Below are 26833 nucleotides of genomic sequence, written 5' to 3' on the forward strand. Positions count from 1 at the left end.
GGACAAAGTGTGGACGCCAATTACTCGACGGCCTGCAACAGCCCGGCCTCGCACATATCCACCGAGACCAGCTGCGACACGCCGCGCTCGCCCATGGTGACGCCGAACAAGCGGCGCATGCGGGCCATGGTTAGGCGATGATGGGTGACCACTAGGAATCGCGTGGCCGAGCTCTTGGCGATCTCCTCCACCAAATTGCAGAAACGGTCGACATTGGCGTCGTCCAGCGGCGCATCAACCTCGTCGAGCACGCAGATCGGCGTCGGCTTAGTCAGGAACACGGCAAACAGCAGCGCCAGGGCCGAAAGCGCCTTTTCACCGCCCGACAGCAGGCTAAGATTTTGCAGCCGCTTACCAGGTGGACTCGCCATAACCTCAAGACCGGCCTCCAGCGGATCGTCGTCGCCGACCAGGTCGAGATGCGCCCGGCCACCACCGAAAAGACGCTCGAAAAGGGTCTGAAAATGGCCGTTAATCTGGTCAAAGGCGGCGAGTAAACGCTGGCGCCCTTCGCGATTGAGCGAGGCGATACCGCCGCGCAGCTTAGCGATAGCGGCCGTCAGGTCATCGCGCTCGCCGACCATGATTTCGATCTGCGCGGCGAGTTCAGCAGCTTCCGTATCGGCGCGCAGATTGACCGCACCCATGGTCTCGCGCTCGCGCTGCAAGCGCTCGACAGCGCGTTGCAGCTTCGCGGTGTCTTCAAGCGCATCGACCGATTTGACCTCGGCGATCTCCAGCAGCGCCTCCGGCTCCGCCTGGAAGCGCTCCTGGATGTGCTCGGCCTCGACTTCGCCGAGCGAGCGCGCTTGGTCGCGCACGCCTTCGCCGCGCACGCGCTTTTCGCGGGCTTCGGCCATGGTCTCGTTTGCGGCTTTCAGCGCAGCATCGGCATCGCGCAGGGCCGTCTCGGCTTCCGCCAGACGGTCAGCAGCGTCGCGGCGCGCTGCTGCCGCAGCATCAATGCGTTCGCCGATGGCATCGCGCCACGCCATCAACCGCGTAGGCTCGGCCTGAAGGCCTTGCAGGCGCTCGCCGGTCGCGGTCTTGCGTTCCTCCAGCACGGCGATTCGCTCGGCCGCGGCAGTGGCGCGCCGGCACCAGGCGCCACGGTCGGCAATGATCACGGCCAGTCGCGCGGCCCGCGCTTCCGCTTCGCGCACCAGACGCTCATGCGCCCTGGCGCGGGTATCCACTGTGACCCGCTGACCGGCAAGGCTTTGCCGCAAGGCTTCCAGCGGCGCCCGCAGGGCGTCCAACGGCTCAGCCTCGGCACGCTCGCTCCGACAGGCTCGGAGTGATTGTGCACTGTCGTCGCGATCGCCCGTCAGGCGGGCTGCGGCTTCGACTAGGGCGGCATCGCGCGAGCGATCAGCAGCGACTGCCTCGCTGGCCTCGGCATGGGTGGCGCGTACCGCATCGAGATCGCGGTTCGCTTCACGGGCGGCGTTGCGGACCTCAGCCTCGTCGCGGCGCGCGGCCTCATAGGCCACCTGGGCCCCACCCAGGACCGCGGCAGCCGCACTGACAGCGGCCACGGCCTGTTCCTCGCACTCCTCCAGCGCCGGCACCTCGGCTAGCAACGATTCGAGATGCTGGCGACGGCGCAGCCGCGCCGCGGCGCCGGCATGAGAATCGGCCGCACTGGTAAAACCGTCCCAGCGCCAGAGATCGCCGCCGCGACTGACTAATCTCTGGCCTTGTTTGAGCTCACCCTGCAGCCGCGCGCCGTCCGCAACCTCGACCAGGCCAACCTGGGCGAAGCGCCGCTCAAGCGCCGCCGGCACTTCGAGAAAATCCACCAGAGGCTCAACTCCGTCCGGCAAGGAGGGGCCGTCAGGTCGGCTGCCAAGATCGCGCCAATGCGCAGCAGCAGCCGGGTCGATCGAAGCCATGAGGTCGTCGCCAAGGGCGGCACCTAGCGCCAGCTCCAAGCCCTCCAACACAGAGATACCGTCGATCAGTGGCTTGCCTACATCGGCGTGATCATGATCAAGGGCAGCAGCTAGCGCATCCGCTTCGGCCGTAGTGCGCTGGCTCGCCATCTCGGCCTCACGCAAGGCCTCCCGCGCGGCGCGTTCCGTGGCCTCGGCGCCGGCCCGGCCCGCGTCGGCTGCGGCAAGTTGTTGCTGGCTCTCCTCCAGGGTGGCATGGGCAGCTGCCACCGTCTCACGGGCACCGGCAAGCCTCACTTCGGCTGCGCTGAGCGCGGTCGCATCGGCAAGGCGCGCGGCGATAGCGGCGCGCTGCCGGGCCACTTCTTCATTTTCGGAATCGAGCGAGGCCAGACGCACCTCAAGCTCCTCCTGGCGGCGCGCCAGATCGGCATAGCGGACTTCCGCAGCGGCGACTGTGGCGGTGCACCCGGCAAGCTCACGGTCTACGGTTTCTAGCGTTGCACGCTCCTGGTCGAGATTCGCCGCCGCAGCATCCTGCTCGCCTGCTGCGCCTTCTGTCTCGCTCTTGAGCGTCGTCGCCTCATCGGCAAGCTGGCGCGCCGCGGTCTCGGCCTCTGCTGCCAAAGCCTCTTCGCGCACAAGATCGCGGGCCAGCATCTCTAGCTGTGCCTCACATTCGGCCGTGGCCGCGGCGAGGCGGCGTTCCTCGTCAGCGACCGCCTCGCCTTCGACCTCAAGGCGATGCAGCGCCGCAGCTGCCTCAGTCTCGACCCGGCGCAGTTCGGGCAGGCCCTCGTCTATACCAGCGTGATGGGTGGTCGCCTCGGCAGCAATGCGCGTGGTTTCGGCGACGACCTGCTCGACGTCGCCCATGGCCGCCTCAGCCTCAGCCAGATCGTCCCATGCCTCCTGCCAGCGGCGATAGAACAGAGCAGCCTCAGCCTTGCGCAGACGCCCGCTCAAGGAGCGGTAGCGCGCGGCCTGGCGAGCCTGGCGCTTGAGCGCCTGCATTTGCGCTTCTAGCGCCGCGATAACGTCTTCGAGGCGATCCAGATTGGTCTCTGCCGCGCGCAGGCGAAGCTCGGCCTCGTGGCGCCGCGTGTGCAGGCCGGTAATGCCCGCCGCCTCTTCTAGCAGATGGCGGCGCTGGGACGGCTTAGCGCTAATGAGTTGGCCGATCTGGCCTTGGCTGACGAGCGCTGTAGAGCGCGCGCCACTCGCCGCATCGGCGAATAGAATCTGCACATCTCGGGCACGCACCTCGCGGCCATTTATGCGGTAATTCGAGCCCGAGCCGCGCTCGATGCGGCGCGAGACTTCAAGCTCGGGGTCCTCGTTATAGGCGGCCGGCGCGTCGCGCTCGCGATTGTCGAGCACCAGCGAGACCTCGGCCAGATTGCGTGCTGGACGCTCGGCGGTGCCAGCAAAGATGACATCGTCCATCTCGCCACCACGAATTTGCTTGGCGGAGGTCTCACCCATCACCCAGCGGACCGCCTCGACTAGGTTGGACTTGCCGCAACCGTTGGGCCCGACAATGCCGGTCAGCCCAGGCTCGATGACCAGGTCAGTGGGCTCGACGAAGGATTTGAAGCCAACGAGTTTCAGACGCGTGAATTGCAAGGCATGTCCGCCGTATAACTAGATGGGCAAAGTATAGAAACCCAGCGCAGGCTGGACAACAGCGCCGCTCAGCCGCCGGCCGCCTCGATCATCCGGGCGAGGTCTTCCTCGCTGGGAACACCGGTGACCGTCTCGCCGTTGATGACCAAGCTTGGAGTCGATTCCACCTTGTGCTCGGATACACCCGTCTGGCGCGATTGCAGAACCGCCATCTGCACCGACTGATTTGCCATGCAGAGGTCGAACTCGCCACTGCCCATGCCGGCGAGTCTGGCGAGCTTCTTCAGCCGGTCGCCCGCATCCTCGAAGAAGGCCCAGTTCTCTTGCTGTCGGAACAAGAGATCGAGAAAGGCAAAATAGCGCTCAGGTCCGGCGCAGTGCGCAGCCATGGCGCCCCATAGCGCCGGCGCATTGAGCGGAAAGTCACGAAACTCGAGACGCACCTTGCCCGTGTCGATGTAGGTCTCCTTGAGCCAGGGCAAGCGTTGAGTGTGAAAATTAGCGCAGTGGGAGCAACTCATGGAAGCATATTCAACGATGGTCACTGGAGCATTCGGATCACCGATCGACTTAAAACTGGTATCAATGCCATCGGCGGTCGCCGGTCCAGCGATCGCAAACAGGGCGAGAACGGCGAGAACGACGGCGTGGCGCATGATAAGTCTCCGCTGAATCATGGTCGCAGATAGATGGGACCGAAATCCGAAAAGTGCAAGTAAATCAGTCTTTGGCCGCAACCTCTGCGCCAAGGCGCAGCAAGGCCTTGCGCAGGGCGTCATCCTCAATATCAGCCAGCACCGCAGCAAGGTTCGACGGCGACGGTGGGCTTTCGCGCGGCCTTTCCGTTGCCTTGGGCTGAGGCAGTGGCGCCTGGCGGAAGCGCAGGCGGGTCACCGCACGGAAGCCAAAATAACCAGCGATTCGCTCGAGCATCTGCGGCTCAAGATGTTGCAGGGCGAGCGCTACGCTGCCGGAAGCGCGAATCGTCAACACGCCGTCGGCGGAGAGCCGCTCCGGCACACAGCGCCCGGCGAGCGCATCGCCGACGATCGCCTGCCAGTCGGTGATCACCGCGGCACGGTGAAAGCCGCGCGCAGCAAAAGCCGCGCGGGTAAGTCCGGGCACCAGTCTGGCAGTGGTGCGCATTCCTGCCCTCTTCTTCGCGGCGCTCATCGGCTACCTTTGTACGGTGATTACGGAACGAAAGCGATGCTAGCGCGAAACGCGCCCACGAGCACGGCCTTGCTCGCCTGGTACGACCGCGCACGCCGCGAGCTGCCGTGGCGAGCGGACCCGGGCGAGTGTGCCGATCCCTATCGCACCTGGCTCAGCGAGATCATGCTGCAACAGACCACGGTGGCAGCCGTCATCCCGTATTACACCACATTCCTGGCGCGTTGGCCCGACGTGAGGGGACTTGCCGCGGCGCCGCTCCAAGCCGTGCTTGAGGCCTGGGCCGGGCTTGGCTATTACGCTCGCGCCCGCAACCTGCACGCCTGTGCCCAGGTGGTGGTGAGTGAGCATCGCGGGCGCTTCCCCGACTGCGAAGCGGCCCTGCGGGCGTTGCCCGGAGTCGGCACCTATACCGCCGCTGCCATCGCCGCCATCGCTTTCGACAAGCCTGCCGTCGTGGTCGATGGCAATGTGGAGCGGGTGATGGCGCGGCTTTTTGCGGTTGAAGAGCCACTCCCGGGTGCCAAGCTAGTCTTGCGGAAACATGCTGCAGCCCTCAGCCCCGACCAACGCCCCGGCGACTACGCTCAGGCGGTGATGGATCTCGGCGCCACGGTTTGCGCTCGCGCTCGCCCACGCTGCGAGGTCTGCCCCTGGGTCAAGGCCTGCCGCGGCCATGCGCTCGGCGTCGCGACCACTTTGCCCAAGCGCATGCCGCGCAAACCCAAGACGCTGCGCCGCGGCATCGCCTTCTGGATCACGCGCGAGGACGGCGCCGTACTGCTCGCCCGGCGGCCGCCACAAGGCCTACTCGGCGGCATGATTGAGGTGCCGTCTACGGAATGGAACGAATGCGTGCCCGACGTCGGGAGCGCCATAGCGCAGGCGCCACTAGCAGCGGATGACTGGCAACTTCTGGCCGGGGTGGTGCGACACACCTTCACTCATTTCGAGCTAGAGCTAACGGTAATCACTGGTAAGGCAAGTACCCTGGGCGATGGCATATGGCGCGATCCCTGGCGACTCGACGGCGAAGCCCTGCCGAGCGTAATGCGAAAAGTCGTCGCCCACGCTCTCAAAAATATTAGCCAGCTATCATCTGCGCCCTGACCTGCTGACGTAACAGGTCGACCGGCACCAGCTCGCCCTTGGCTTCAACATACCAAAAGGCCCAGCCGTTGCAGGCGGGAGCCCCTTGCAACTCAGCGGCAACACGATGGATCGATCCCGTGACACCGTCTGCAATCAGCGAGCCATCGGCGCGGACCCGCGCCGAATGGCGTCGCTTGGCGTCTGTCAACACTGCTCCGGGCGCAATTAGACCTCGCTCGACCAGATTGCCGAAAGGCACCCGCGGCAGCGAACGCTTGGACGGCGTCATCGCCGTCGCGATGTCGCAGCCAGGCTCAACCGCACGCAGGCGATCCGTGGCCAGTGCCAAGTAATCGGCACGGCTCTCGATACCGAGATAACGCCGGCCGAGCCGCTTGGCGACGGCACCCGTAGTACCGGTGCCGAAGAACGGATCGACCACCAGATCCCCCGGCTTGGTCGAGGCCAGCACAACGCGGTGCAGCAGCGCCTCCGGCTTCTGTGTCGGGTGCGCCTTCTTGCCGTCTGCCTTCAGACGCTCGTTACCCGAGCAGAGGGGAAGCAGCCAATCAGAGCGCATCTGCGCATCGTCGTTCAGCGCCTTCATGGCATCATAATTGAAAGTGTAGCGTTTCTGATCCTGGCTCTTGGCGCACCAAATCAGGGTCTCGTGCGCATTGGTGAAGCGCTTGCCACGGAAGTTCGGCATGGGGTTCGACTTGCGCCAGACGACATCATTGAGGATCCAGAAGCCCATATCCTGCAAGATTGTGCCAATGCGAAAAATATTGTGATAGCTACCGATCACCCAGAGCGTGCCGTCATCGGCCAGCAGGCGACGGGCGGCATCAAGCCAATCGCGTGAAAATGCGTCATAAGCGGCAAAGCTGTCGAACCGATCCCAGGCCTCATCTATGCCGTCGACGCGAGAGTTATTGGGCCTGCTCAGACTCTGCTTGAGCTGCATGTTGTAGGGCGGATCGGCAAAGACCATATTCGCCGAGCCCGCGCCAAGCGCGCGCATCTGGGTGATGCAATCGCCCTGCCGTACTTCTCCGAACGGCGCATCGTCGAACGCGATCTTAGTCTTAGCTTGCACCACAGAGCCCCTTAAAATCGTTCCCACGGCAATACTCAACTCGCAATAAATCTCGTATCTTATTGAATCGCAACAAGATATATAGATCAAGTCAATTTTTGGTTAAACGCACGGGCGCAAAACTGCGACGGTGATGGGGGCACGGGCCGTGCGCCTCTAGCGCCGCGCGATGGACCGCTGTTGGATAGCCTTTATTGCGCTCCCAACAATACGCCGGATAACGATGATGCAGGGCGAGCATGATCCGGTCGCGCGTTACCTTGGCGACGATGGACGCCGCGGCGATGGAGAGCGCGCGGCTGTCACCGCTGATCACGGTCTCAACCTCACAAGGCAGGTCCGGCGCCCGATTGCCGTCGACCAGTGCCGTCACCGGCGCCTTGGGCAGGGCCAGCACGGCACGGCGCATGGCCAGCAAAGTGGCACCTAGGATGTTGAGCCGATCGATCTCACGCGCCGAGGCGGCGGCGATGCCTATTGCAGAACAGCCACACAACTCCGCGTACAGCGCCTCGCGGCGGCTCGCTTTAAGCTTCTTGGAATCGTTCAGGCCTGCGGGAATGCTGTCCGCATCCAAAATGACAGCGGCTGCGACCACCGGGCCGGCGAGTGGGCCGCGGCCCACTTCATCGACACCGCAGACAGGACCTCGCAAAGCGGCTTCCAGGCTATAATCGGGCATGAAGGGCACTATAGCGTCAGAACAGCGAGAGGTGGTCCGTCGGCACGCGGAATTGGCTCCAATCAAGCTGTGATTCTTCTGGGCGTAGGCCATCACGGTCGCGGGTGGCGCCGCGGCCCTTGCGAACGGTTCTGGCATCAGCCTTAAACATGCTTCACGGTAGAAAATCAACGGGAACACAACAAGACCAGTTACCCAACTCGCCTAACTGCCTGTAGGCTGGCGGCAATGAGCAGCTTGGCGGAGCTTGGCGTCAGTGTCGTGATCCCGACGCTGAACGCGGCTGAAACCTTACCCACGACCTTGGCGGCGCTGGGCAATGCCGAGATCGTAGTCGCTGACGGTGGTTCATCGGACGCCACCGTTTCACTTGCCGAGGCGGCCGGCGCGAAAGTGGTCAGAGCTCAGACGGGTCGCGGCCAGCAACTCGTCGCCGGCGCTGAGGCTGCAAGCGGTGCCTGGCTGCTCTTCCTGCATGCCGATACCGTGCCGCAGAGTGCTTGGCTGGAGCAGGTCGTAGCCTTCGTCACCTATCCCGTAAATGCCCGGCGCGCAGCAGCTTTTCGCCTTGCGATCGACCTGCCGGGTGCCGGCGCGCGGCGCCTCGAGCGCTGGGTCGCATGGCGCAGCCGGGTGCTGGCTCTGCCATATGGCGACCAGGCCTTGCTTATGGCCAAACCGTTCTACCGCGAGGTCGGCGGCTATCGCCCCCTGCCGCTAATGGAGGACGTAGACTTGGTGCGCCGTATCGGCAGCGCCCGCCTGGTGATGCTGGAGTCGACGATGCTCACCTCGGGGTGGCGCTACCGGCGATCGGATGTGCTACGACGGGGCCTGCGCAACTTTGCCTGCCTCGGGCTCTATTTCCTCGGCATGCCGCCGCGCTTCATCACGCGGCTCTACGGCTAATGCGCCATCTCGTGATCTTCGTCAAAGCGCCGCGGTTAGGCGCCGTGAAGACGCGCCTCGGCCGCAGCATCGGCCAGGTCGCAGCGACGCGCTTCTACCGCCGTATCAGCCAGAGAACAATCAAGGGGCTTGTCGGTAGGAATTGGCAAACATGGCTTGCGGTCTCGCCGGATGCGGATCTGCACGGTGCTTTCTGGCCACGGGGCATCAGGCGGCGGCGCCAAGGCCCTGGCGACTTAGGCCAGCGCATGGCGCGCGCCTTTCGCGAGCTGCGGGGACCGGTGGTCGTGGTCGGGAGCGACATACCGGGCCTGCACGCGCGCCATGTTGAAGCAGCTTTCCGGGAGCTCGGGCGCGTCGGCGCCGTGTTCGGCCCGGCAGTGGATGGCGGGTTCTATCTGGTGGGCTTCGGCAAGGCGCCGCGATACAATCTATTTTGTGGCATTGCCTGGTCGCAACCGGACACCTTGGCGGCGACCCTCGCCGCTCTTGCGCCTCAGCGAGCTGCGTTGCTAGAGACCTTGGAAGACATCGACGACGTGGTCGCCTATCGCCGCGCTATTGCAAGCCTTCCATAAGCCGCGGCATCAACTCGACGAAATTACATGGCGTTTGGCGGCTGTCTAGCTGGTGGACGAGTATGTCGTCCCAGGCGTCCTTGCAGGCTCCAGGCGAACCCGGCACCGCGAACAGATAGGTGCCACCGGCTACCCCCGCGGTGGCCCGCGACTGAATGGTTGAGGTCTTGATCTTCTCATAGGAGAGCATGCGGAACATCTCGCCAAAACCTGGCACCGATTTCTCGTAGATTGATTCGAAGGCCTCGGGCGTAACATCCCGCCCCGTCACGCCGGTGCCACCAGTGGCGATCACCACATCGACTTGCGCATCGTCGATCCAGACCTCCAGCTTGGCCGCGATGGCCTCAACATCGTCCGTAACAATAGCGCGGTCGGCGAGTACGTGCCCAGCCGCCTGCAGGCGGTCAACCAGGGTTTGGCCGGACCGATCATCGTCCAGCGTGCGGCTGTCCGACACTGTGAGGATAGCAATGTTGACTGCAAGGAAGGGCCTCGGAGAATCGATCTTGGACATAGTGTAGCCTTCTCGAAGATTTACGCGCGTTTGCCAGCTTGTCAGGCGCAGCAAGGGTCGGCCAGCGGCCGGCCACGAGCGCGTTGAGGCTGTGTGGCCGCTCGCCAAGACGGTCACGGTAGATCCACAGGTTTGCCAGCACGTGACGGATGAAGCGCCGCGTCTCGCGGAACGGCACGTTCTCGATGAACATCAGCGGGTCGTCCTCGCCGTCCATCCGTGCCAGCCACTCACCAAGCCGGCTGGGGCCCGCGTTATAGGCCACGAGCAGGCGCAGGAGATTGCCGTTGACGTGCTCATGCTCGAGCAGGTAGCGGACATATTTCTGGCCAAGAGACAAGTTGAGGTCGGGCGCGAAGAGCGCGTCCACAGCACCATTGCGATAGCGGCGATCCTCGGCAATATGGGCTGCCGTGCGCGGCATGAGCTGCATCAACCCGCGGGCGCCTTTCTTGCTGCGGGCGCGCGGCTCGAAAACCGATTCCTGCCGTACCAGGGCTAGGATCAAGGCCTGGTCGATGCGAAAGCCTTCGGCCGGTCGCCAGGCCGGCAGCGGATAGAGAGAGCGCAAGTGGCGCCTGCCGTCGGCGGCCGCGAGCTGGCTGCCGAGGCGGACCTGGATGCCGGGCAAAGCAAGGACATCAGCGAGCGCCAGAATGGCCGGCGCCGCCTCGCGGCCGAGCCGGGCATAGAGTTTGCGGCCCTCCTGCTCGGCTAGCGCGGTCTCACCGACCTCGGCAAGCGCGATGGCGCGCCACGTGCCGGGCGCGCCGTCGAGCTCGTCCAGCATTGCCTGGCTGAGGCGCGGCGGCTCCCAGGAGAAGTTCGGTGCCACGAACAGCGAGGCTTGCGCAAGCTGGCCGTACATAGTGCGCGGATGGGTTGCCGCAAGGCGCAGCATGCGCGTCGTCGCCGCTGTATTGCCCTGCCGAGCGAAGGCGCGCGATGCCCAGTAAGCACCACCAGAGACCAGGATTGGATCGGACTCCGATTCCGCAAGCCTGGCGAAATGACGCAAGGCGCCCGCAACATCGCCGAGGCGCCAGGCCGCGAGCCCGGCCATCCAGCACGGCTCGCCGATACGCTCGCCCGAGCGGGCCGCAGCGGGCTCGGCGATGGCCCGCGCCTCAGCACTGCGTCCAGCGACGAAATAGCCGCGGGCGATTGTGGCGGCGAGGGCGTCCTGCTCAGCCGCACTCAACAGAGCGTTCATGCCATCAGCGAAAAGTCTGGCCTCGGCCTCGCCGGGCTTGCCCTTGCGCACAAGGCGCAAGACCTCGCGGCGCACGGCCTTGGCCGCTTTGCGCCCCGCACGATCGAGATCGCGCCTTGGCAGGGCCGGCTTTATATATTCGGCCATCTCGCCGATACCCCGGAGCGTACCTGCGACCGGCTCGCGCGGCAGCGCAACGCCCTCAGGCCTCCTTTTCAGGGCCAGGCGGTGGATGCGCGCCGCGCCCGGATGGTCCGCATAGAGCGCCAGCCAGCCCGCGAGTTCGGCATAGGAGGAGCGGTACTTGGTCGGATGCATATAACGCTGGAACAGCACGTGACCCATGAGCACCGTATTGTCGAGCGCCTCGATCAGCGCGTCCGCATCTTCCCAGGCACCGCCTTGCTGCAGCACAAAAATGCCGCGATAGCGCTCCCGATCCAAGCCGCCGAGGACCGCAGGCAAATGAGCGACGCGGTCGAGCGCAACAACGGTGCTGCTGAGCGCTGCCACGCGTTCCTCCGCCGCCACGTCCTGGCCAGCAGCAGCACCGCCGCCCAGGATCATGGCGAGCACTGCAATCGCCGCAGCCGACCGAAATGTTGCCACAAGCGCCACCCGCGACCCTCGCTTTTGCCTAAAATTTGTCCAAAATTAAGCTGGCCTTATAGGGGGGACTCGCGATGGCCGCAAGAACGGTGATTAAGCTGCCAAATCGTTCCAAATTCAAACCAAACGTGGTTTGTCATAGCGATATCAAATGATTGTCGGAGCCCCCTCAGAGAGCTTGCCAACACTACAGACTTACTTTTTTTAATTTCCCGCTAAGTTTTGGCCAGCCTGTCGCGAACCGCCAAAAGATCGCGCCAGGCAAGTCGCTTTTGCGCGGGTTGGCGCAGCAGGTAGGCGGGATGGAACATCGCCGTCGCTGGAATCGGCGCGGCGCCGGGTAGCATGATCTCGTACCACTTACCACGCAGCCGGGTAATGCCTTCCGAGCACCCGAGCAACGCCTTGGCTGAGATGCCGCCAACGCAGACCACCAGTTTTGGCCCTGCTAGCACCATGTGGCGGTCGACAAAGGGGCGGCAGAGTGCGATCTCCTCGATGCTTGGCGAGCGGTTACCGGGCGGCCGCCAGAACAGCATGTTGGTGATGTAGACGCTGTCGCGGTCGCGCCCGATCGCCGCTAACATGCGATCAAGCAACTGCCCGGCCTTGCCTACAAAGGGCAGACCACGGCGGTCCTCCTCGGCACCCGGCGCCTCGCCGATTAGCATCAGGTCGGCTTGCGGGTTGCCATTAGCGAAGACCGTGTTCTTGGCAGTCGCCTTTAGAGCACAGCCGTCGAAGGCGGCAACGGCCTCTGCCAGCGCCGTAACGCTGTCGGCCGCCTCGGCCGCAGCGCGGGCTTGATCCATGAGGTCGTTAGTAGGCGTAAGCGCAGGCGCCGCGGCGGGCACCCGACGGGTTTTCGGCTGCGGCTCGGGCTCAGGAGGGACTGCGACCAGCCGGTCGCGCGGCGTATCGTCGAGCGCCTCGTCGGCCCCGACCCCGATCAGCCAGGCAAGGGCGGATAGCGCGCCGGCGAGATCGCCGCTCGCCTGTCCGGCCATACTCGCAGGATCAGATGGCGCTGAAAGGGATCGGCTTGCCGGCCGCGTCCTTGACCACCTTGCCGCCTTCGTCCTGGGCCGCCACATAGCGCCCATGGCCGACGAAGGAGCCAACATAAAGCACCGGCTTCACCTTCTTGCCCTGATAGTCCTTCTCCGCGCTCTGAAGCTGACGGCGAGCCGGATTGTTCTTGCTGGCCATAACTTCGCTGTCTCCTTGGGCTGAGCGTGGTGTTTCCCATGGGTTGAGCGTGGTGTTTAGCGCCAACGGCATAGGAAGGTCAACCTTCGGCCACGTGGACTTCGCGACCAGGAATGGCTATCTAATAGGGAATTCAGCGACAATGTGAGGCCTTGCCCCATGCGCCCCCTGGTCATATCCACTGCAAAGCGCCGACGCCACGCGTTGCGGACGGTGGCGGCCATGTTCGCCGTTGTGCTCCTGGCCACCGCTTGTGCCAACACCGGCGGCAACGGCCGGGGAAATACGGCGGACGAGGCGAATATTGACGCGGCGCTCGCGCCTGCAACAGACAACGGTGATCTGCCAGCAGTAACCTCCGGTCTCGGCAGCTATCTCGCGGCACGGTATGCGCGACACAACAATGACAGCGCTGCCATCGCCCACTACATCGGCCGGGTCTTGGCCGACGACCCTGCCAATCCGGAGCTGCTGTCGCAAGCGCTTTCGGCATCACTGTCGGAACGCGACATGCTGGGCGCTGTGGACTATGCGGTGCGCCTGCAGGAAGTGGATGAAGAAACGCGAGTTGCCGGCATTGTTCTGGCGGTAGACGCCATCGGCAAGGACGACGCCGCTGCCGCCCTCGGCCATCTGCAGGCCGCGCCCAAGACCGGGCTAAATAAATATCTCATCCCGCTGCTGACCGCATGGTCTCTGGTCGACTCCGACGCAGGCGAACCCATGACAGCGCTGGCAGAGCTCGGCAGGACCTCCGCCTTCGCCAGCACCCGCGATTTTCACATCGGGCTGATCGGTGATGTCCTTGGCAACCAGCAAGAGGCGGAGACCGGTTATGCTGGCGCGCTCAGCGCGCTTCACGGTGGCTCGCTACGTGTGGTGCTGGCCGCGGCTGGCTTCTACCAGCGTTCCGGGCGAAACGACGAGGCGCGCGCAATCTACGATTCCTATGTCGACCAGAACCCGGACACGACATTCCTCGATAAGGCCTACAGCACGCTCGTGACCGGCGAGGCCCCGGCATTGCTGGTGGCTGACAGCGCGGAAGGCTACGCCGAGGTCTTCTACGGCATTGCCACCTCGTTGTTTCAGGAAAACGCCGTCGCAGCGGCGACAACCTATGTCCAGATGGCGCTCTATCTGCGCCCCGACATGGATGCGGGGTTGATGCTGCTTGGCGTTATCATGGCCTCCGCCGAGCGCTATGAGGAGGCGGTCGAAGCCTACACAGCGCCGACGGAGGGCGACGCCTTGACCTGGCATCTGCGCCTGAGCGCCGCCGGCGCCCTGGCGGAGCTAGAGCGCATCGACGAGGCGGCCGAGCTTTTGCGCCGCATGGCGCTAGAGCGTCCGGAGCGCGCCGAGCCGCTGATCACCCTGGGCGACATGATGCGCAGCCGCAGCCGTTGGGAGGACGCGGTCGAGGCCTATGACGCGGCCTTGGCACGCATTCCAACCCTCGACCAGCGACACTGGACATTGCTGTATGCCCGCGGCATCGCACTGGAGCGCTCCAAGCAATGGCCGCGCGCCGAGGCCGATTTTCTCCAAGCGCTCAAGCTCGAGCCAAACCAGCCTTTGGTGCTCAACTACCTTGGCTATAGTTGGGTCGAGAAAGGCCTTAACCTCGACCATGCCAAGACGATGATCGAGACCGCCGTCGAGCAAAGGCCCGACGACGGCTATATCGTCGACAGCCTGGGCTGGGTGCTATATCAGCTCGGCGATTTCGAGGGCGCCGCCGAGCATTTGCAACGCGCGGCCGAACTGCGGCCCTCCGATCCGGTGATTATCGATCATTACGCGGACGGCCTCTGGCGCGTCGGACGGCGCGAGGAAGCGCGCTTTCAATGGCGCCGCGCGTTATCTTTCGGGCCAGATGACGATATCGCCGATAGCTTGCGCCACAAGATCGCCAACGGCCTTGAACCGTTGCCGCTGCAGGGCGACAAGCCCGAGGACCTGTAGCTCTGACGCACCGCTTCAGCGAGCCAGCCCCGGCCAAGATCAACCTGTATCTACACGTTACCGGCCGTCGCGACGATGGCTACCACCGGCTCGACAGCTTGGTGGTATTCACAGAACTCGGCGATCGGCTGAACGCCGTGGCGGCGGACTACCTCTCGCTAACCGTCGCCGGCCCTTACGCCACCGCCCTCAATGAGACCGCAGCCGAGGACAATCTGGTGCTGCGCGCGGCGCGCGCCCTGGCTGAAGTTGCCGGAGTCACGCCCCGTGCCGCCATCACCCTAGAAAAGCACTTGCCCGTCGCGGCCGGCATCGGCGGCGGCTCGGCCGGTGCGGCGGCGGCCCTGCGCCTGTTGTCGCGCCTTTGGCAAGTGACGCTAACCGATGACGACATGCACACTATCGCAGCCGAACTCGGGGCCGACGTGCCGGCCTGTTTACGCTCGCGTGCCGTGAGTCTCAGCGGCGTCGGCGAGCAGCTGACACCCCTTACCGCGGCGTTGCCTCGCTGCGCGTTGCTATTGGTGAACCCGCGTGTGCCGCTCTCGACGCCAGCGGTCTTCGCCGCCCGCAATAACCCCTTTTCAGCCCCTGCCCCGCTCACGGAAATACCGCGAGACGTTGCCGGCCTTGCCGCGGCACTCAAGCAACGTCGCAACGATCTTGAAACACCCGCCCGCCAACTCGCGCCGGTCATCGGCGAGGTTCTGGCCGCCATCAACGCAACAGCCGACTGTCTGCTCGCGCGCATATCTGGCAGCGGTGCAACATGCTTCGGATTATTCGCAACGCTCGAAAAGGCACGAGCGGCCGAACACGACCTCAGCGCACGATATCCGGAATGGTGGAGTGCCACGCCTGCACTCTTTAGTTGGTGACAATTTTCGATTATAGGCTTGGCCTCAATAGCCGAGCGCGCAACCGTCTTTGCGAGGCTCGGAGCCTGCTGTGAGTACGCTCGAGTCCCAGTCGATAGTGATGGCCTGGCCACCACCGACTGGAAAATCTACTTCCACGATCTCGTGACCGAAGTCGGCCAGCGCCTTGCGCACATCGTCCGGTACGCCATGCTCGACCAGAAGCTCGCGGCCGATGGCGAAGACACGTGGAAAATCCAGCGCTTCCTGCGGGCTCATGCCGTAGTCAAGCATGTTGGTCAGCAGGTGCACGTGGCCGATCGGCTGATAGTGCCCACCCATGACGCCGAAAGGCATCATCACGCGACCATCCCGCATGGCCATACCGGGGATGATGGTGTGGAGCGGTCGCTTGCCGGGCGCGACGCAACAGGGGTGGCTCGGATCGATGACGAAGCCCGAGCCGCGATTGTGGAATGTGACGCCGGTTTTCTCGCTGACTAAGCCCGATCCCCAGGAGTGGAACAGGGAGTTGATGAAAGAGACCGCATTACGGTCAGCGTCCACCACACAGAGATAGACCGTATCGCCATGTGGCGCCGTGCCGGGTGGGGGCATATCCGTCAAGGCGCTATCGCGGCTAATCAACGCTCGCAGATCATCGGCATAGGCGGTAGAGAGCAGATGCTCGACCGGCACCTTGGTGTGCTCCGGGTCAGCAAGCAGGGCGTCACGATCACGATAAGCGAGACGCGCCGCCTCGGCCTCCAGGTGGAAGCGCTCGGCGCCAAGTGGATCGAGCGCCGCCATATCGAAGCCAGAGAGCATGTTGAGCATCATCAGAGCGACGACGCCCTGGCCGTTGGGCGGGCATTCGTAGATCGTCGTGCCACGGTAATCGGTCTTGATCGGCGTGACGTAATCGGCCCGCGCAGCGGCAAAATCGTCGAGGGTCTGTAAGCCGCCGTGGCTCTGCAACGAGGCCACCATGTCCTTGGCAACGGGGCCCTGGTAAAAGGCATCGCGCCCACCCTCGGCGATAGCGCTCAAGGTCTCAGCCAGCGCCGGCTGGCGGTGGACCTCGCCCGCCAACGGCGCTCGCCCATCAGGCAGGAAGACGCGGCGCGCAGCATCGGTCGCATCGAGCTTGTCGAACTGCTGCGCCCAGACCGCGGCGATGACCTCGTGCACCACATAACCGTCTCGGGCATGGGCGATGGCAGGCTGCAGAACCCGATTCAGACCCAGCCTACCATGGTCATCGGACAGGGTCTGCCAGGCCGCGATGGCCCCGGGAATCGAGACCGCATGGGGCGAGCGAAAGTCGATCTCGCTGATACCGTTGTCGCGATACCATTCGACCGTGGCTGCAGCCGGCGCACGCCCCGAGCCATTGAGCGCGATGACCTGGCCGTAGCCGCTCGGCACATAGAGCGCAAAGACGTCGCCGCCAATGCCCGTCGACTGCGGTTCGACCACGGCCAGCACGGCGGCCGCCGCGATCGCAGCATCGATGGCGTTGCCACCCTCGCGCAACATGTCGAGCGCTGCCAGTGTCGCCGCTGGGTGCGAGGTGGCGGCCATGCCGTTGCGGGCATGGACGTTCGAGCGTCCGGGCAGATGCAGATCGCGCATAGCAAGTCTCACTCACGAGTGTGTTGCGACCCGTCTAGAGCATTTCCGCGGGCTTTGGAACCGGGCCTTCGCAAGGCGCAAGCTTTTCTTCATAATCGCCACGGGAGAAAATCATATGAGACAACATGCGATGTTTGCCGCGGCCCTCGTAGCGGGTCTGGCGCTGGCCGGAGGCGGCCGGGCAGAGGAGGTGCTACGGGCGACGTCGATGTTGCCGCTTGGCACAGTCTACAGCCAGAGCTTCATCAGCTTTATCGAACGGGTGAATATGGAGGCCGCGGGCGTGGTGCGCATCAACCTGCTCGGCGGGCCTGAGGCGCTGCCGACGGCGGAGCAAGCGAATGCGGTGCGCAGCGGCATCGTCGATATGATCTACGGGCCGTCCAGCTACTATCCAGGCGACGTGCCCGAGACCGACGCCTTCGTCGGCGGCAATGTCCCGCCGGCCGAACTGCGCGAGAACGGGGGCATGGCGCTGCTCAACGAGATCCACCAGCAAAAACTCAACGCCTATCTGCTCTCCCATCCGGAAGGCAGCCTCGGCTTTCACATCTACCTCACGCAGCTGCCCGTACTAGATGCGGCCGGGTTGCCCGATCTCGACGGCCTGCGCGTCCGCGGCGCGCAACTCTATCGCGAATTTTTCATGGGCCTCGGCGCGACCTACGTCAGTATCAAGGTGCCGGAGGTCTATACCGCGCTCGAGCGTGGCACGGTGGCTGGTATCGGCTGGCCTTCCGTCGGCTTGATGGATCTCTCCTGGGATAACTTTCTGACCCACCGCATCGACCCGCACTACTTCCAGGGCGACATCGTCATTCTGGTCAATCTCGATCGCTGGAACGCCATGGACGAGATCGCACGCAACGCCTTGCGGGAACTCGGACTGGCCCATGAGCAGCGCTCCTACGCCGTGTTCACCGATCTGGGGCTGGAGGAAGATGCGGAGATGCAGCGGCGCGGTATCGAAGTGGTGACACTATCGGACGCGGCTGCCAAGAAATACCGCCGCCAAGCCTATGAAACCGCCTGGGCGCGGCTCAAGTCGCGCGACGACACCCACTACGAGGCGCTGCGTCGCCTGTTCTATCGCGAGGAGTGACCGCACATGCGTTCCAATCCGGTCAAAGAGAAGCTAGCCCGCGGTGAGACCGCGTTCGGTACCATGGTGTTTGAGTTTGCCAACCCCGGCACGGCCACGGTGCTGGCCGGCGCCGGCGCGGAATACGTGATTTACGACATGGAACACAGCGGCATCTCCGAAGAGGAGATCAAGCGCCAAATCGCCTATTGCCGCGGTCAGGACATCGTGCCGCTGGTGCGACCGCCCGACAAATCCTACGCTACCACGGCGCGCCTGCTCGATATCGGCACCATGGGCTTGGTGTACCAGATGGTCGAGAGCCGCGAGGAAGCGGAGACGATCGTCTCCTGGGCGCGCTATCCGCCGCGCGGCGTGCGCGGCGCCATGTTCGGCGGCGCCCACGACGACTACAGCGGTGGCAATGTATCGGCCAAGATGGCGAGTGCGGAAGCACGCACCATGGTCATTGCCCTGATCGAGACTGTCAAAGGCGTCGAAGCGGTCGACAATATTCTGGCGGTGCGAGGAATCGATGCGGCCTATGTAGGCCATTACGACCTCTCGCTCACTATGGGTATTCCGGGCGAGTTCGACCATCCGGATTTCGACGCTGCCATCGGCAAAATCGTCGCCGCCTGCCGCAAACATAACAAGCCGGCGGGCTGCCTAGCCCCCAATGTGGAATGGGGCCGCGCCTGGATGGCGCGCGGCTTCCGCATGGTAGCCTATTCGATCGATATCGCGCTGCTCGGCGGTGCGCTGCAGGCGGGCATCGCCGGCCTCAAGGCCGAAGACTAACCACTGGGAGGATCAGATGGACACAGCCTATGACGAGATCAGCACGACCCTTGCCAACTATTTCGACGGCTTCTACGAGGGCGATATTGAGGCATTGAAAAGCATCTTCCACCCCGCCTGCCACCTTTACGCCGCAACCGATGGGGCCCTGCAAGACGATCCCATGGAGGCCGTTTATGCACGCGTTGCGGGGCGCGAGGCGCCAGCAAAATCAGGCCAGAAGCGTCAGGATTGCATTCTTTCGATCGACAAGTCGGGCGCCGAATCGGCGCTAGCGCGGGTGCAGATTGCCATCGGGGCGAAGCTGTTTACTGACTATCTCAGTCTGCTCAAGCTCGACGGCCGCTGGCGAATTATTTCCAAGACCTACACCTACATCCCCATCGCGGTCGAAGTGGAAGACGGCGTCGCAGCGGCGGCGGAATAGGCATGAGCGAGCCTCGTCTGCCCCTTGAAGGCATCTTCGTTCTCGATCTGACCCGCGCGCGGGCCGGACCCACGGCCGTGCGCCATTTAGCCGACTGGGGCGCCGACGTGATCAAGATCGAGGCACCCAGCGAGCCCGGCAACGAGGGGTTAGGCGGTGCCCGCGACGGGCCCGACTACCTTAACCTACACCGCAACAAGCGCGCCATGACCCTCGATCTGAAGAGCGGGGAGGGCAAGGAAATATTCCTCAAACTCGCTGATCGCGCCGACGTAGTGGTGGAAAATTTTCGCGCCCGCGTGAAGCACCGGCTCGGCATCGATTACGAGACGTTGAGCGCGCGCAACCCGCGCCTCATCTATGGCAGCATCTCCGGCTTCGGCCAGAGCGGACCCTACAAGGACCGCGCCGGAGTAGACCAAATCGCGCAAGGGTTGGGCGGCCTGATGTCGATTACCGGCCTGCCCGGCCAGGGGCCAGTGCGCGTCGGCATTCCCGTGGCTGATCTTTCGGCCGGCAATTATCTTGCCATGGGTATCCTGTTAGCGCTGTTCAACCGCGAGCATACTGGCCAGGGCCAGTGGGTACATACCTCGCTGCTGGAGGCGCAGATCGCCATGCTCGACTTCCAGGCCGCGCGCTGGCTGATCGACTCCGAAGTGCCGCCGCAAGCCGGGAATAACCACCCGACGGGCATCCCCATGGGCGTCTTCCCGACTGCCGACGGTGCCCTCAACATCGCCGCCGCAGGCGATGTGCTGTGGCAACGCTTCCTCGGCGTCGTTGAAGCACCGGAGCTGGCCGACGACGAGCGCTTCATCAATGGCGATGCACGATCGAAGAACCGCCATACTCTCAACGACATGTTAGGCGAAATCACCGCGAAAAAGCCGAGTGCGTACTGGATAGAAGCCATGAACGTGGCGGGCGTGCCCTGTGGGCCTATCAACTGCATCGACGAGACTTTCGCCGATGCGCAGGTGCGTCACCTCGGTATCGCCGTGCCTATGAGTCACCCGGAGCACGGCAATATGCATGTGGTCGGTCAGGCAGTGCATCTAACCGGCACGCCACAGCCCGAGCAGGTGCGCCGACCCACCCCCAGCATGGGCGGCGACACCGATGCTATTCTTGCCGAACTTGGCTTCGACGACGCGGCGATTACCGATTTACGCACACAGAGAGTAATTTGATGGCGGAGATGCTGACCCTCGATACCGACCTCATGATTGCCCGCAAGGATGCCGGCATAGGCTGGATGATCTTCAACAATCCTGAGCGCCGCAACGCGCTCAAGCTGGAGATGTGGCAGGCGGTCTCCAAGATTATCGCCGATTTCGCCGCTGACGATACTGTGCGCACCGTTATCATGGCAGGTGCCGGCGACAAGGCCTTCGTCTCGGGCGCCGATATCTCCGAATTCGAGAAGCACCGTGACTCGGCAGAAGCAGAAGAGGAATACAACCGCGTCACCGCCACTGCCCAGGAGGCGCTCGGCAGATTGGAGAAACCGCTGGTGGCGATGATCCGCGGCTTTTGTGTCGGCGGTGGCCTAGCGGTCGCCTTGCAGGCCGACATCCGCATAGCCAGCGACGATTCGCAGTATGCCATCCCTGCCGCACGCCTCGGCCTCGGTTACGGCTTCACAGGCCTGCGCAAGCTCTCAACCCTGGTCGGCCCGGCCATGGCTAAGGAGATCCTCTTCACGGCGCGGCTCTTCTCTGCCGAGGAGGCCCTGCGCATGGGCCTGATCAACCGGCTGGTGTCGGCGCCGGACCTCAAAGCCACTGTGCGCCAGCTGGCAGAGGGCATCGCCGATAACGCGCCGCTTACCGTGCGCGCCGCCAAGGTGGCCATCGGTGAAGTGCTCAAGGATCCGGATAATCGTGACCTCGAGGCCGTAGAGCACCAGGTGCGCGCCTGCTTCGATAGCGAGGACTATACGGAAGGCCGCACGGCTTTCATGGAAAAGCGCCGGCCACAGTTCAAAGGGCGCTGAGGCGTCAATCTAGCTCGATCGGAGCGGAATCACGCGCGACAAAGTAATTGGGCCGCACAAAGATTTTGCCGTGATTACCGCAAGAACTGACATTGGCGATGGTGCTGGCGCCTTCGGTTCGTGTATGCGTAGGTGATGGTACATCTCAAGGTTTTTGCCATCGCCGCAGCGATCGGGCTCACCGCTTATGGCGGCGTACTGCTGTTGATCGCCTTGTTTCGGGTGCTGGGCCTGCAGGAATGATCCTGCCCGACGGGCCAGAGCAGGCCGAGACGCTCGCTCCCCGCTCCGCCTGCAACCTGTGTCAGCTATCTTGAGGGTCGTTCAGGTGAGGGCGCCCTACGACAAGAGGCAAATGTCGCTGCCGCACCAGATGTAGCGGAGCTTGCCGGATCGCCAGAAGGTAGGTCAAATCTCAATAGATTTCGCCCAATACCAAAGGGCGTAAAAAATCGCAACTTAAGCGCTTACCTCAAGTTGGGGGTTCAAGAGCTCATTTCTTGCGATGGTTTTGTCTACAAGATGCAGACACTTTTGTTCAATAGGGTAGATCAATACTCTTCCAAAATTCTACTCTAACTGGAACACCGCCGATAGCGAACTGGGAGAATAATCTGTGCCCCGTCAACACCTTGGAATGTCGCGGCTAAGCTGTCGCCACACACCAAGCCATCCATCTGCGTGACCAACTCCGGAAATGAGTATCTTTTTGGCACAGGTCCCGCCCCCGACCGCTTTTACAAAGGCACTTGAAACCCACGCCGGAACTACCTTGTCTTCACTTCCAATATAATGAATTTGCGGGAGTAATTTTACCATTCCAGCCACTGCGATGGGGTTCAGGGACCCCCGCAACGGTGTCACACGTTTCGCCTTATTCAGCGCTGCGTGGTCGAGATTACCACCAATCGTTCGCAGTGAAAGAACATCTGTTCGCCGAGCCGCTAGCAATACCGCAATGGCGCCACCCCCGGAAAATCCCACTAAATGGAAGCCTTCACTATCATATTTTTCGGTTATTCCATCCAGTATCTGGACGTAGCTTGAAATAACAACCTCAGAGAAACGATGGCTCGTCCAGTATTTATCGTCGCAAATCTCTTCCTCTGATAGATCAATGTATTGGCAGGGTCTAGCAATATAAATAACATTTTTGGCGTCATCCATTGTAGCCATTACCAACAGCATCGGTTTTGTCGGTGTTGGGTTAGATGAGACCGTACGGCGGTTTACCCAGGCAAACCCATCGCCCTCAATATAAAGTGTAACAGGCACCTTTTTTTGAATGAGTTTCGAAAATCCGGCTAAACGAAATGTATCTGTACTGATCGCGAACGGGGAAAACCCCGCTTCTTTTGCGACAATCATAGCAGCGTCCCTACGGGCTTCCAAGGACTTGACGCTACATCCTGTAATTGTAACTAAAATCAATAGAATTCCGATTAAATGTCGACTCATATTTTATTACTTCTTTTTAGTCAGCAGCGCATTGGCCCCGAACAAAGCCAACTGTGTTTCTACATATTTCGATAGATATTCTTTCAGCTCATCCGTGTTTGGTTTTATCTGTGTGCCGTCCATACTTACCGTAAATTTACCGCTCTTTACATGCGCTCTAAGGGCGTCAACGATCTGTTCCTTGGTATTTTCACCGTTAACATATTGCATAAAAAAACGTTGATCATCTGTAAGTCCGCCGACGGTTTCATGTCTCATATTTGGCAACCTCGCCTCATTTTGGGCAATAATCTGCGCGGTTTTGAAGACTTCCGGTTTATCGGCAATTTCTTTCGTAAAACACGGAGGGGCTGTCGTAATTGAAAGAACCCCGCTAAATATAAATTGCAATACGGTTGCGTTGAGTTCGGTGCGAATGAAATCCTTGGGAACGTCTTCTAGAATCGGGAATGCAAGTTCAACGATCTCATCAAGTGTCTGAGGAACAGGCGCCGCCTTGACCATCTGCAGATAGCAAACGCACGCGATCCGGCCGGTCATGGTGGCTTTTTGATCCTGACGTGCCATGCCCACAAGGTCGAGCGCTTCGATAGACTTTTCCGTTTCGGCCTGGATTGGTTGTTCAAGTCCATAGTTAGCGATCAAACGCAACCCGGCAACACTCTCGGGGGACAAAGTTCGGTTCAGGCTGACACCTTCTTTGGCCAACAGGGTCATACGGAAGCGGCGATTGCTTATAAAATCAACATACTGTTCCTGGCGGACGGTATCGTTTATTTGAGACAGGATATCGGCAACGGCATCCGTCTGGTTTCCCAGATACATGGAAGGCAAATCGGCCTCGGCGAGGTACGTCAGGCCATATTTCCCAGCCTTATCCATGAATTCATAGAAGTAACTCGGTTCGTTGACGGCCTCCAAGTGGTCATGCAATAGATAGTTGTCATCAAGTTCTTGCAGAATCTTGATTTCGTTCTCTAACGTCTTTTTATAGGGGTCACTCGCCGTTTTGATGTTTTCGGAAACAAAGTTCAGCATGCGGCGTGCTTCGAATACTTTTTCGTCCAGATCGTCAAAATTCTTACCGTGATAACGCATCATATCGCGGATCGTCTTTACGGCGTTCCATCCAGGTAATGTGTTGTAGCTGATATAGGCGATGCCGTTATGCGACAAGTTTTCACCACAAATTTCCAGCAATCGTTCTTGAACATCGCTTGCCACCCATGAGTAGAAGCCATGGGCGATGATATAGTCGAATTTTCGTCCTTTGAGGTCTATATCGAGAATGGATATTTCTTCCAGATCCAGGTTTTCAAGACCCAAGGCTGTCGCTGTTTTTCGCGCCCGATCTATCTGGTTTTTCGACAGATCGACGCCCAGAAAACCGGAATCCGGGTAACGCGCCGCCAATGGGATAACATTGCCGCCGCTGGCGCAACCAATTTCAAGTATTTGGGAGTTTCTTAGCTCCGGCGGAACCATGCCAAACAATATGGCGATTGCGCTCAGACTTTCGGGTGCTGAATATCTGTAGCAATTGCTGGGATATGGTGCTGAGTCATATGTCGTCATCTTGTTTCCCACCTAATGAACTGAGAAGTTTTAGGCATATTTGCAAAAAAGCCCCGGGATATTATCCCGGGGCTCTAATTTCAAGAGGATATTTTCGAGGCTATTTAGAAGCTGACTCCTAGTTGCACGATTGCAGAGTGACCAACGTAGTCGTCCTTGAAGTCTGCGTCGTAGGCCAAACCTACTGACCATCCAGCCTGATAATATGTGGCGCCGACTCCGACGTTAGCACCTAATTGGGCGACCTCGGCGCCCGTAACCTTAAAGGCAGCCCCTCCACCAGTATATGTTGCTGTCGCCGTTGCTTCGTCGCCTGCTATATCGTAGCTGACACCGGCCCTGGCCGTAGGTGTCCAAATCCCGTTCTCGGACTTGATCTGTGTGTGAATCTGGCCACCCACTGATGCAAGTATAACATCCACATCGTCGGGATTCATTATCAGGTTCAAATTTCCTGCGCCGGTTTCAGTGTAGCTATCCGACGATACCCGGGTCCAGGCCAGTCCAGCGGTCGGGGTAAAGAAGGTTCCCCCATCGCTAATTTGCATCGGCATACCGCCGCCAATATTAACCATATACTGGTTGGAGTTATAAGATGCCGACGCTATACGGTTCACGCCACCGAACGCCACGCTGCGGCTGCTGTCGGTATCACTTCGGGCATAACCGACAGAGCCTACGATATAGTGGCTGTAGGTTGTGTAATCACCGTACAAGGTAACCTGGTAGCTGTCTATGCTCAGCTGCGAGTTGCCCGTTCCCGCTCCATCCACATCCGTGTTGGACCACGCTAACGCGCCACCGAGGCGGACACCATCGGAAACCTCGGCATCAAAACCACCGGAAAGCCCGTATGTGTCGGCATCAAAGCCTGCGACGCCGTCGTGAGTGTCCTGCCTGGCAAGGTTGCCGAAAGGTTTAAGCCAAAAGGCCTTGGAATACGCAGATCCTTCACCAGTCGAGAAACCCAGTTCTTCGATAGAAGCGTATTGTTTACCAGAGTCAGAGCGGAGAGATGCTAGGCGACCGGACGCGACCCCGACGACCTGGGCGCCGGATCCGACCGCCGCCGATGACCCTGCGGTCAAAGTATCCGCCTGGACGGCAATTTGTTCAGCCATTGACGTCGCAGCCGCGCCACCGGCGGTCAGTACCGTATTAAACGCTTCTAGTGCAGTCGCGTCACCAGTTGCGATAGCCGTGTTGGCATTGTCCAAAGCGGTCGCTTCATCCGTTGAAATGCCCAAAGCAGACGCAATCGTTGCGGACGACTTCGCGGTTGCGGTAACAATGATGTCATCGTCACCAGCATCAGCGGCTGCCGTGTAGGTTGCCAATGTGTTGGCGTTAAATGTGATGTTTGCAATATCCGCCGCCGCCGCACCGGCATTGCCCGTCTCTGTGGTCAGAGTGATCGTCCCGGTGTTGAAAGTTTGCGGCATATTGACCGTGATGGCGCCGGCGGCAAACGCGGCGCCGTTGACATGCGAGAACACCGTTTCACCAGCGATGATGCCGTTTCCAAGGGTAATGGTGGTGCCCGTGGCCGCGGTCAGAGCACCGGTCAGCGTGACGGCATCTTCATAAGTCGAAGTGCCCGTGGCATTCAGGGTCAAGCTTGTGGATTTGACCGTGGACTTGAAGATGACGGTCGAGCCGGCGCTTGTCGTAATATCGACAAGCTCATTGTCCGCCGCAGCCGAGTTGGTACCAATCGCGCTGTTGAAGGTCACGATGGCATTTGCGCCAAAGGTTATATCTTCCGTGCCACCCGCACCGGCGCTGATCGCCGCACTTACTGTCTGAAGTGTCGTGCCGCTGAAGTTCAATTGTGCGTCGGCAATGTTCAGGACCACATCCTTGGCAAAGAGATTGCCGGTGATGTCCAAACCACCAGCATGGCCGATCGTGACCTGATCAAGGTCAGCCGTCGATGAACCAATTGAACCGGTCACCGTCAAGGCGCCGCCAGCCGTGGTGACAACACCTTCATTGTCCGCCGCCGCCGTGATGTTACCGGTCAGGGTATGGGCCGCCGTAAAGGCAGCCGTCGCCACGCCACCGGCACCAGCGGCACCACCGGCGTTTGCACCGGAAGCCGTTCCGGCTGAACCGTCGGTGCCATCATTAAGAGCGATGTTGGCAGTACTTGTTGCGCCGCCAAAATCGAGCGTTGCGGCACCACCAGCGACACCAGCGACACCGGCAATAGCCGAACCAGCGTCGCCACCATCACCGCCGGCACCGCCGGCGATGGTGATTGTCGAGGTGCCGGCAGCCTGACCGGTTATTGCCGCATTATCGATGGTCAAGCTTACAGCACCACCCGCGGTACCCGCGCCACCGGCTGCATCCGAGGCAGCCGCGCCGCCGTTACCGCCGGCGCCACCGGCTAGATTGATGGTCGCGAATTCAGCATCATCACCCGAC

General features: G+C 61.7%; 23 protein-coding genes. 10 read left to right on the forward strand and 13 right to left on the reverse strand.

Annotation, left to right across the window (positions count from 1 at the left end):
* Positions 1-20: 20 nt before the first annotated feature.
* The 3 genes from QF629_10070 to QF629_10080 all read right to left on the reverse strand — a co-directional run bounded on the left by QF629_10070 (position 21) and on the right by QF629_10080 (position 4667).
* Positions 21-3521, reverse strand: coding sequence for an AAA family ATPase (locus QF629_10070; protein ID MDP6013876.1), 3501 nt, complete (start codon positions 3519-3521; stop codon positions 21-23).
* Positions 3522-3589: 68 nt separating this feature from the next.
* Entirely contained in the window at positions 3590-4177 is a 588-nt protein-coding gene (locus tag QF629_10075) for a DsbA family protein (protein ID MDP6013877.1), read from the reverse strand.
* Between the two features lie 64 nt (positions 4178-4241).
* Positions 4242-4667: a DciA family protein gene (locus tag QF629_10080; protein ID MDP6013878.1), complete on the reverse strand. Its 426-nt coding sequence runs from the start codon at positions 4665-4667 to the stop codon at positions 4242-4244.
* A 63-nt stretch (positions 4668-4730) separates the two neighbouring features.
* Between QF629_10080 and mutY the strand changes: the two genes are divergently transcribed.
* The gene (gene mutY, locus QF629_10085; protein MDP6013879.1) at positions 4731-5804 is read left to right on the forward strand and encodes an A/G-specific adenine glycosylase; all 1074 of its coding nucleotides are present in this window, start codon (positions 4731-4733) and stop codon (positions 5802-5804) included.
* On the opposite strand, the gene QF629_10090 is transcribed toward mutY, so the two are convergent.
* Both QF629_10090 and QF629_10095 read right to left on the reverse strand, forming a co-directional pair.
* Complete coding sequence (locus QF629_10090) at positions 5779-6810, reverse strand: site-specific DNA-methyltransferase (GenBank protein ID MDP6013880.1); 1032 nt, start codon at positions 6808-6810, stop codon at positions 5779-5781. The two genes, mutY and QF629_10090, sit on opposite strands and share 26 nt — an antisense overlap.
* Positions 6811-6976: 166 nt before the next feature.
* Entirely contained in the window at positions 6977-7567 is a 591-nt protein-coding gene (locus QF629_10095; GenBank protein MDP6013881.1) for a ribonuclease HII, read from the reverse strand.
* A 228-nt stretch (positions 7568-7795) separates the two neighbouring features.
* On the opposite strand from QF629_10095, the gene QF629_10100 reads away from it, so the two are divergent.
* Positions 7796-8476 carry a TIGR04283 family arsenosugar biosynthesis glycosyltransferase gene (locus tag QF629_10100; protein ID MDP6013882.1) on the forward strand — a complete coding sequence of 227 codons (681 nt, stop codon included), beginning with the start codon at positions 7796-7798 and terminating at the stop codon, positions 8474-8476.
* Entirely contained in the window at positions 8476-9054 is a 579-nt protein-coding gene (locus QF629_10105) for a TIGR04282 family arsenosugar biosynthesis glycosyltransferase (protein MDP6013883.1), read from the forward strand. Before QF629_10100 ends, QF629_10105 begins: the two co-directional genes overlap by 1 nt.
* Here QF629_10105 and moaB read toward each other — a convergent pair.
* The 4 genes from moaB to QF629_10125 all read right to left on the reverse strand — a co-directional run bounded on the left by moaB (position 9035) and on the right by QF629_10125 (position 12602).
* Positions 9035-9571: a molybdenum cofactor biosynthesis protein B gene (gene moaB, locus QF629_10110; GenBank protein ID MDP6013884.1), complete on the reverse strand. Its 537-nt coding sequence runs from the start codon at positions 9569-9571 to the stop codon at positions 9035-9037. The genes QF629_10105 and moaB overlap by 20 nt on opposite strands.
* The gene (locus QF629_10115; GenBank protein MDP6013885.1) at positions 9486-11393 is read right to left on the reverse strand and encodes a lytic transglycosylase domain-containing protein; all 1908 of its coding nucleotides are present in this window, start codon (positions 11391-11393) and stop codon (positions 9486-9488) included. The genes moaB and QF629_10115 overlap by 86 nt, the downstream gene beginning before the upstream one ends.
* Positions 11394-11608: 215 nt before the next feature.
* On the reverse strand, positions 11609-12400 hold the full coding sequence (locus tag QF629_10120) for a uracil-DNA glycosylase (GenBank protein ID MDP6013886.1): 792 nt from the start codon (positions 12398-12400) through the stop codon (positions 11609-11611).
* A 10-nt stretch (positions 12401-12410) separates the two neighbouring features.
* Entirely contained in the window at positions 12411-12602 is a 192-nt protein-coding gene (locus QF629_10125) for a hypothetical protein (protein ID MDP6013887.1), read from the reverse strand.
* Positions 12603-12761: 159 nt separating this feature from the next.
* Here QF629_10125 and QF629_10130 point away from each other — a divergent pair, with 159 nt between their 5' ends.
* Positions 12762-14570 carry a tetratricopeptide repeat protein gene (locus tag QF629_10130; GenBank protein ID MDP6013888.1) on the forward strand — a complete coding sequence of 603 codons (1809 nt, stop codon included), beginning with the start codon at positions 12762-12764 and terminating at the stop codon, positions 14568-14570.
* A 2-nt stretch (positions 14571-14572) separates the two neighbouring features.
* Positions 14573-15448: a 4-(cytidine 5'-diphospho)-2-C-methyl-D-erythritol kinase gene (locus QF629_10135; GenBank protein ID MDP6013889.1), complete on the forward strand. Its 876-nt coding sequence runs from the start codon at positions 14573-14575 to the stop codon at positions 15446-15448.
* A gap of 24 nt (positions 15449-15472) precedes the next feature.
* On the opposite strand, the gene ggt is transcribed toward QF629_10135, so the two are convergent.
* Positions 15473-17062 carry a gamma-glutamyltransferase gene (gene ggt, locus QF629_10140; protein MDP6013890.1) on the reverse strand — a complete coding sequence of 530 codons (1590 nt, stop codon included), beginning with the start codon at positions 17060-17062 and terminating at the stop codon, positions 15473-15475.
* 115 nt (positions 17063-17177) lie between these two features.
* On the opposite strand from ggt, the gene dctP reads away from it, so the two are divergent.
* Genes dctP through QF629_10165 form a run of 5 tightly spaced genes read left to right on the forward strand, consistent with a single transcriptional unit; the run spans position 17178 to position 21370 of the window.
* Complete coding sequence (gene dctP, locus QF629_10145; GenBank protein MDP6013891.1) at positions 17178-18164, forward strand: TRAP transporter substrate-binding protein DctP; 987 nt, start codon at positions 17178-17180, stop codon at positions 18162-18164.
* A 6-nt stretch (positions 18165-18170) separates the two neighbouring features.
* On the forward strand, positions 18171-18944 hold the full coding sequence (locus QF629_10150; protein ID MDP6013892.1) for an aldolase/citrate lyase family protein: 774 nt from the start codon (positions 18171-18173) through the stop codon (positions 18942-18944).
* A gap of 16 nt (positions 18945-18960) precedes the next feature.
* The gene (locus tag QF629_10155) at positions 18961-19371 is read left to right on the forward strand and encodes a nuclear transport factor 2 family protein (GenBank protein MDP6013893.1); all 411 of its coding nucleotides are present in this window, start codon (positions 18961-18963) and stop codon (positions 19369-19371) included.
* Positions 19372-19373: 2 nt separating this feature from the next.
* On the forward strand, positions 19374-20564 hold the full coding sequence (locus QF629_10160; protein MDP6013894.1) for a CoA transferase: 1191 nt from the start codon (positions 19374-19376) through the stop codon (positions 20562-20564).
* Positions 20564-21370 (forward strand): enoyl-CoA hydratase, encoded by an 807-nt coding sequence (locus tag QF629_10165; protein MDP6013895.1) that lies wholly within the window; start codon positions 20564-20566, stop codon positions 21368-21370. The genes QF629_10160 and QF629_10165 overlap by 1 nt, the downstream gene beginning before the upstream one ends.
* A 624-nt stretch (positions 21371-21994) precedes the next feature.
* On the opposite strand, the gene QF629_10170 is transcribed toward QF629_10165, so the two are convergent.
* The 3 genes from QF629_10170 to QF629_10180 form a co-directional block, all read right to left on the reverse strand.
* Positions 21995-22738, reverse strand: a complete 744-nt coding sequence (locus QF629_10170) for an alpha/beta hydrolase (protein MDP6013896.1) — start codon at positions 22736-22738, stop codon at positions 21995-21997.
* A gap of 96 nt (positions 22739-22834) precedes the next feature.
* Positions 22835-24403, reverse strand: a complete 1569-nt coding sequence (locus QF629_10175) for a class I SAM-dependent methyltransferase (protein MDP6013897.1) — start codon at positions 24401-24403, stop codon at positions 22835-22837.
* Positions 24404-24507: 104 nt separating this feature from the next.
* Positions 24508-26833 (reverse strand): autotransporter domain-containing protein (locus QF629_10180; protein ID MDP6013898.1); only part of this gene is annotated, 2326 nt, incomplete at its 5' end.

The sequence above is a fragment of the Alphaproteobacteria bacterium genome, assembly GCA_030739735.1.
In the GTDB taxonomy this organism is placed as follows: domain Bacteria; phylum Pseudomonadota; class Alphaproteobacteria; order UBA7887; family UBA7887; genus UBA7887.

What these genes read in the sequence shown, in the direction of transcription:
- QF629_10100 (MDP6013882.1), top strand. Translation starts at nt 7,796, where the DNA reads ATGAGCAGCTTGGCGGAGCTTGGCGTCAGTGTCGTGATCCCGACGCTG.
- QF629_10175 (MDP6013897.1), bottom strand. Translation starts at nt 24,403, where the DNA reads ATGACGACATATGACTCAGCACCATATCCCAGCAATTGCTACAGATAT.
- QF629_10105 (MDP6013883.1), top strand. Translation starts at nt 8,476, where the DNA reads ATGCGCCATCTCGTGATCTTCGTCAAAGCGCCGCGGTTAGGCGCCGTG.
- QF629_10130 (MDP6013888.1), top strand. Translation starts at nt 12,762, where the DNA reads ATGCGCCCCCTGGTCATATCCACTGCAAAGCGCCGACGCCACGCGTTG.
- ggt (MDP6013890.1), bottom strand. Translation starts at nt 17,062, where the DNA reads ATGCGCGATCTGCATCTGCCCGGACGCTCGAACGTCCATGCCCGCAAC.
- QF629_10120 (MDP6013886.1), bottom strand. Translation starts at nt 12,400, where the DNA reads ATGGCCGGACAGGCGAGCGGCGATCTCGCCGGCGCGCTATCCGCCCTT.
- QF629_10160 (MDP6013894.1), top strand. Translation starts at nt 19,374, where the DNA reads ATGAGCGAGCCTCGTCTGCCCCTTGAAGGCATCTTCGTTCTCGATCTG.
- QF629_10165 (MDP6013895.1), top strand. Translation starts at nt 20,564, where the DNA reads ATGGCGGAGATGCTGACCCTCGATACCGACCTCATGATTGCCCGCAAG.
- QF629_10080 (MDP6013878.1), bottom strand. Translation starts at nt 4,667, where the DNA reads ATGCGCACCACTGCCAGACTGGTGCCCGGACTTACCCGCGCGGCTTTT.
- QF629_10090 (MDP6013880.1), bottom strand. Translation starts at nt 6,810, where the DNA reads ATGCGCGCGCTTGGCGCGGGCTCGGCGAATATGGTCTTTGCCGATCCG.
- moaB (MDP6013884.1), bottom strand. Translation starts at nt 9,571, where the DNA reads ATGTCCAAGATCGATTCTCCGAGGCCCTTCCTTGCAGTCAACATTGCT.
- dctP (MDP6013891.1), top strand. Translation starts at nt 17,178, where the DNA reads ATGAGACAACATGCGATGTTTGCCGCGGCCCTCGTAGCGGGTCTGGCG.
- QF629_10155 (MDP6013893.1), top strand. Translation starts at nt 18,961, where the DNA reads ATGGACACAGCCTATGACGAGATCAGCACGACCCTTGCCAACTATTTC.
- QF629_10125 (MDP6013887.1), bottom strand. Translation starts at nt 12,602, where the DNA reads ATGGCCAGCAAGAACAATCCGGCTCGCCGTCAGCTTCAGAGCGCGGAG.
- mutY (MDP6013879.1), top strand. Translation starts at nt 4,731, where the DNA reads ATGCTAGCGCGAAACGCGCCCACGAGCACGGCCTTGCTCGCCTGGTAC.
- QF629_10170 (MDP6013896.1), bottom strand. Translation starts at nt 22,738, where the DNA reads ATGATTGTCGCAAAAGAAGCGGGGTTTTCCCCGTTCGCGATCAGTACA.
- QF629_10095 (MDP6013881.1), bottom strand. Translation starts at nt 7,567, where the DNA reads ATGCCCGATTATAGCCTGGAAGCCGCTTTGCGAGGTCCTGTCTGCGGT.
- QF629_10150 (MDP6013892.1), top strand. Translation starts at nt 18,171, where the DNA reads ATGCGTTCCAATCCGGTCAAAGAGAAGCTAGCCCGCGGTGAGACCGCG.
- QF629_10075 (MDP6013877.1), bottom strand. Translation starts at nt 4,177, where the DNA reads ATGCGCCACGCCGTCGTTCTCGCCGTTCTCGCCCTGTTTGCGATCGCT.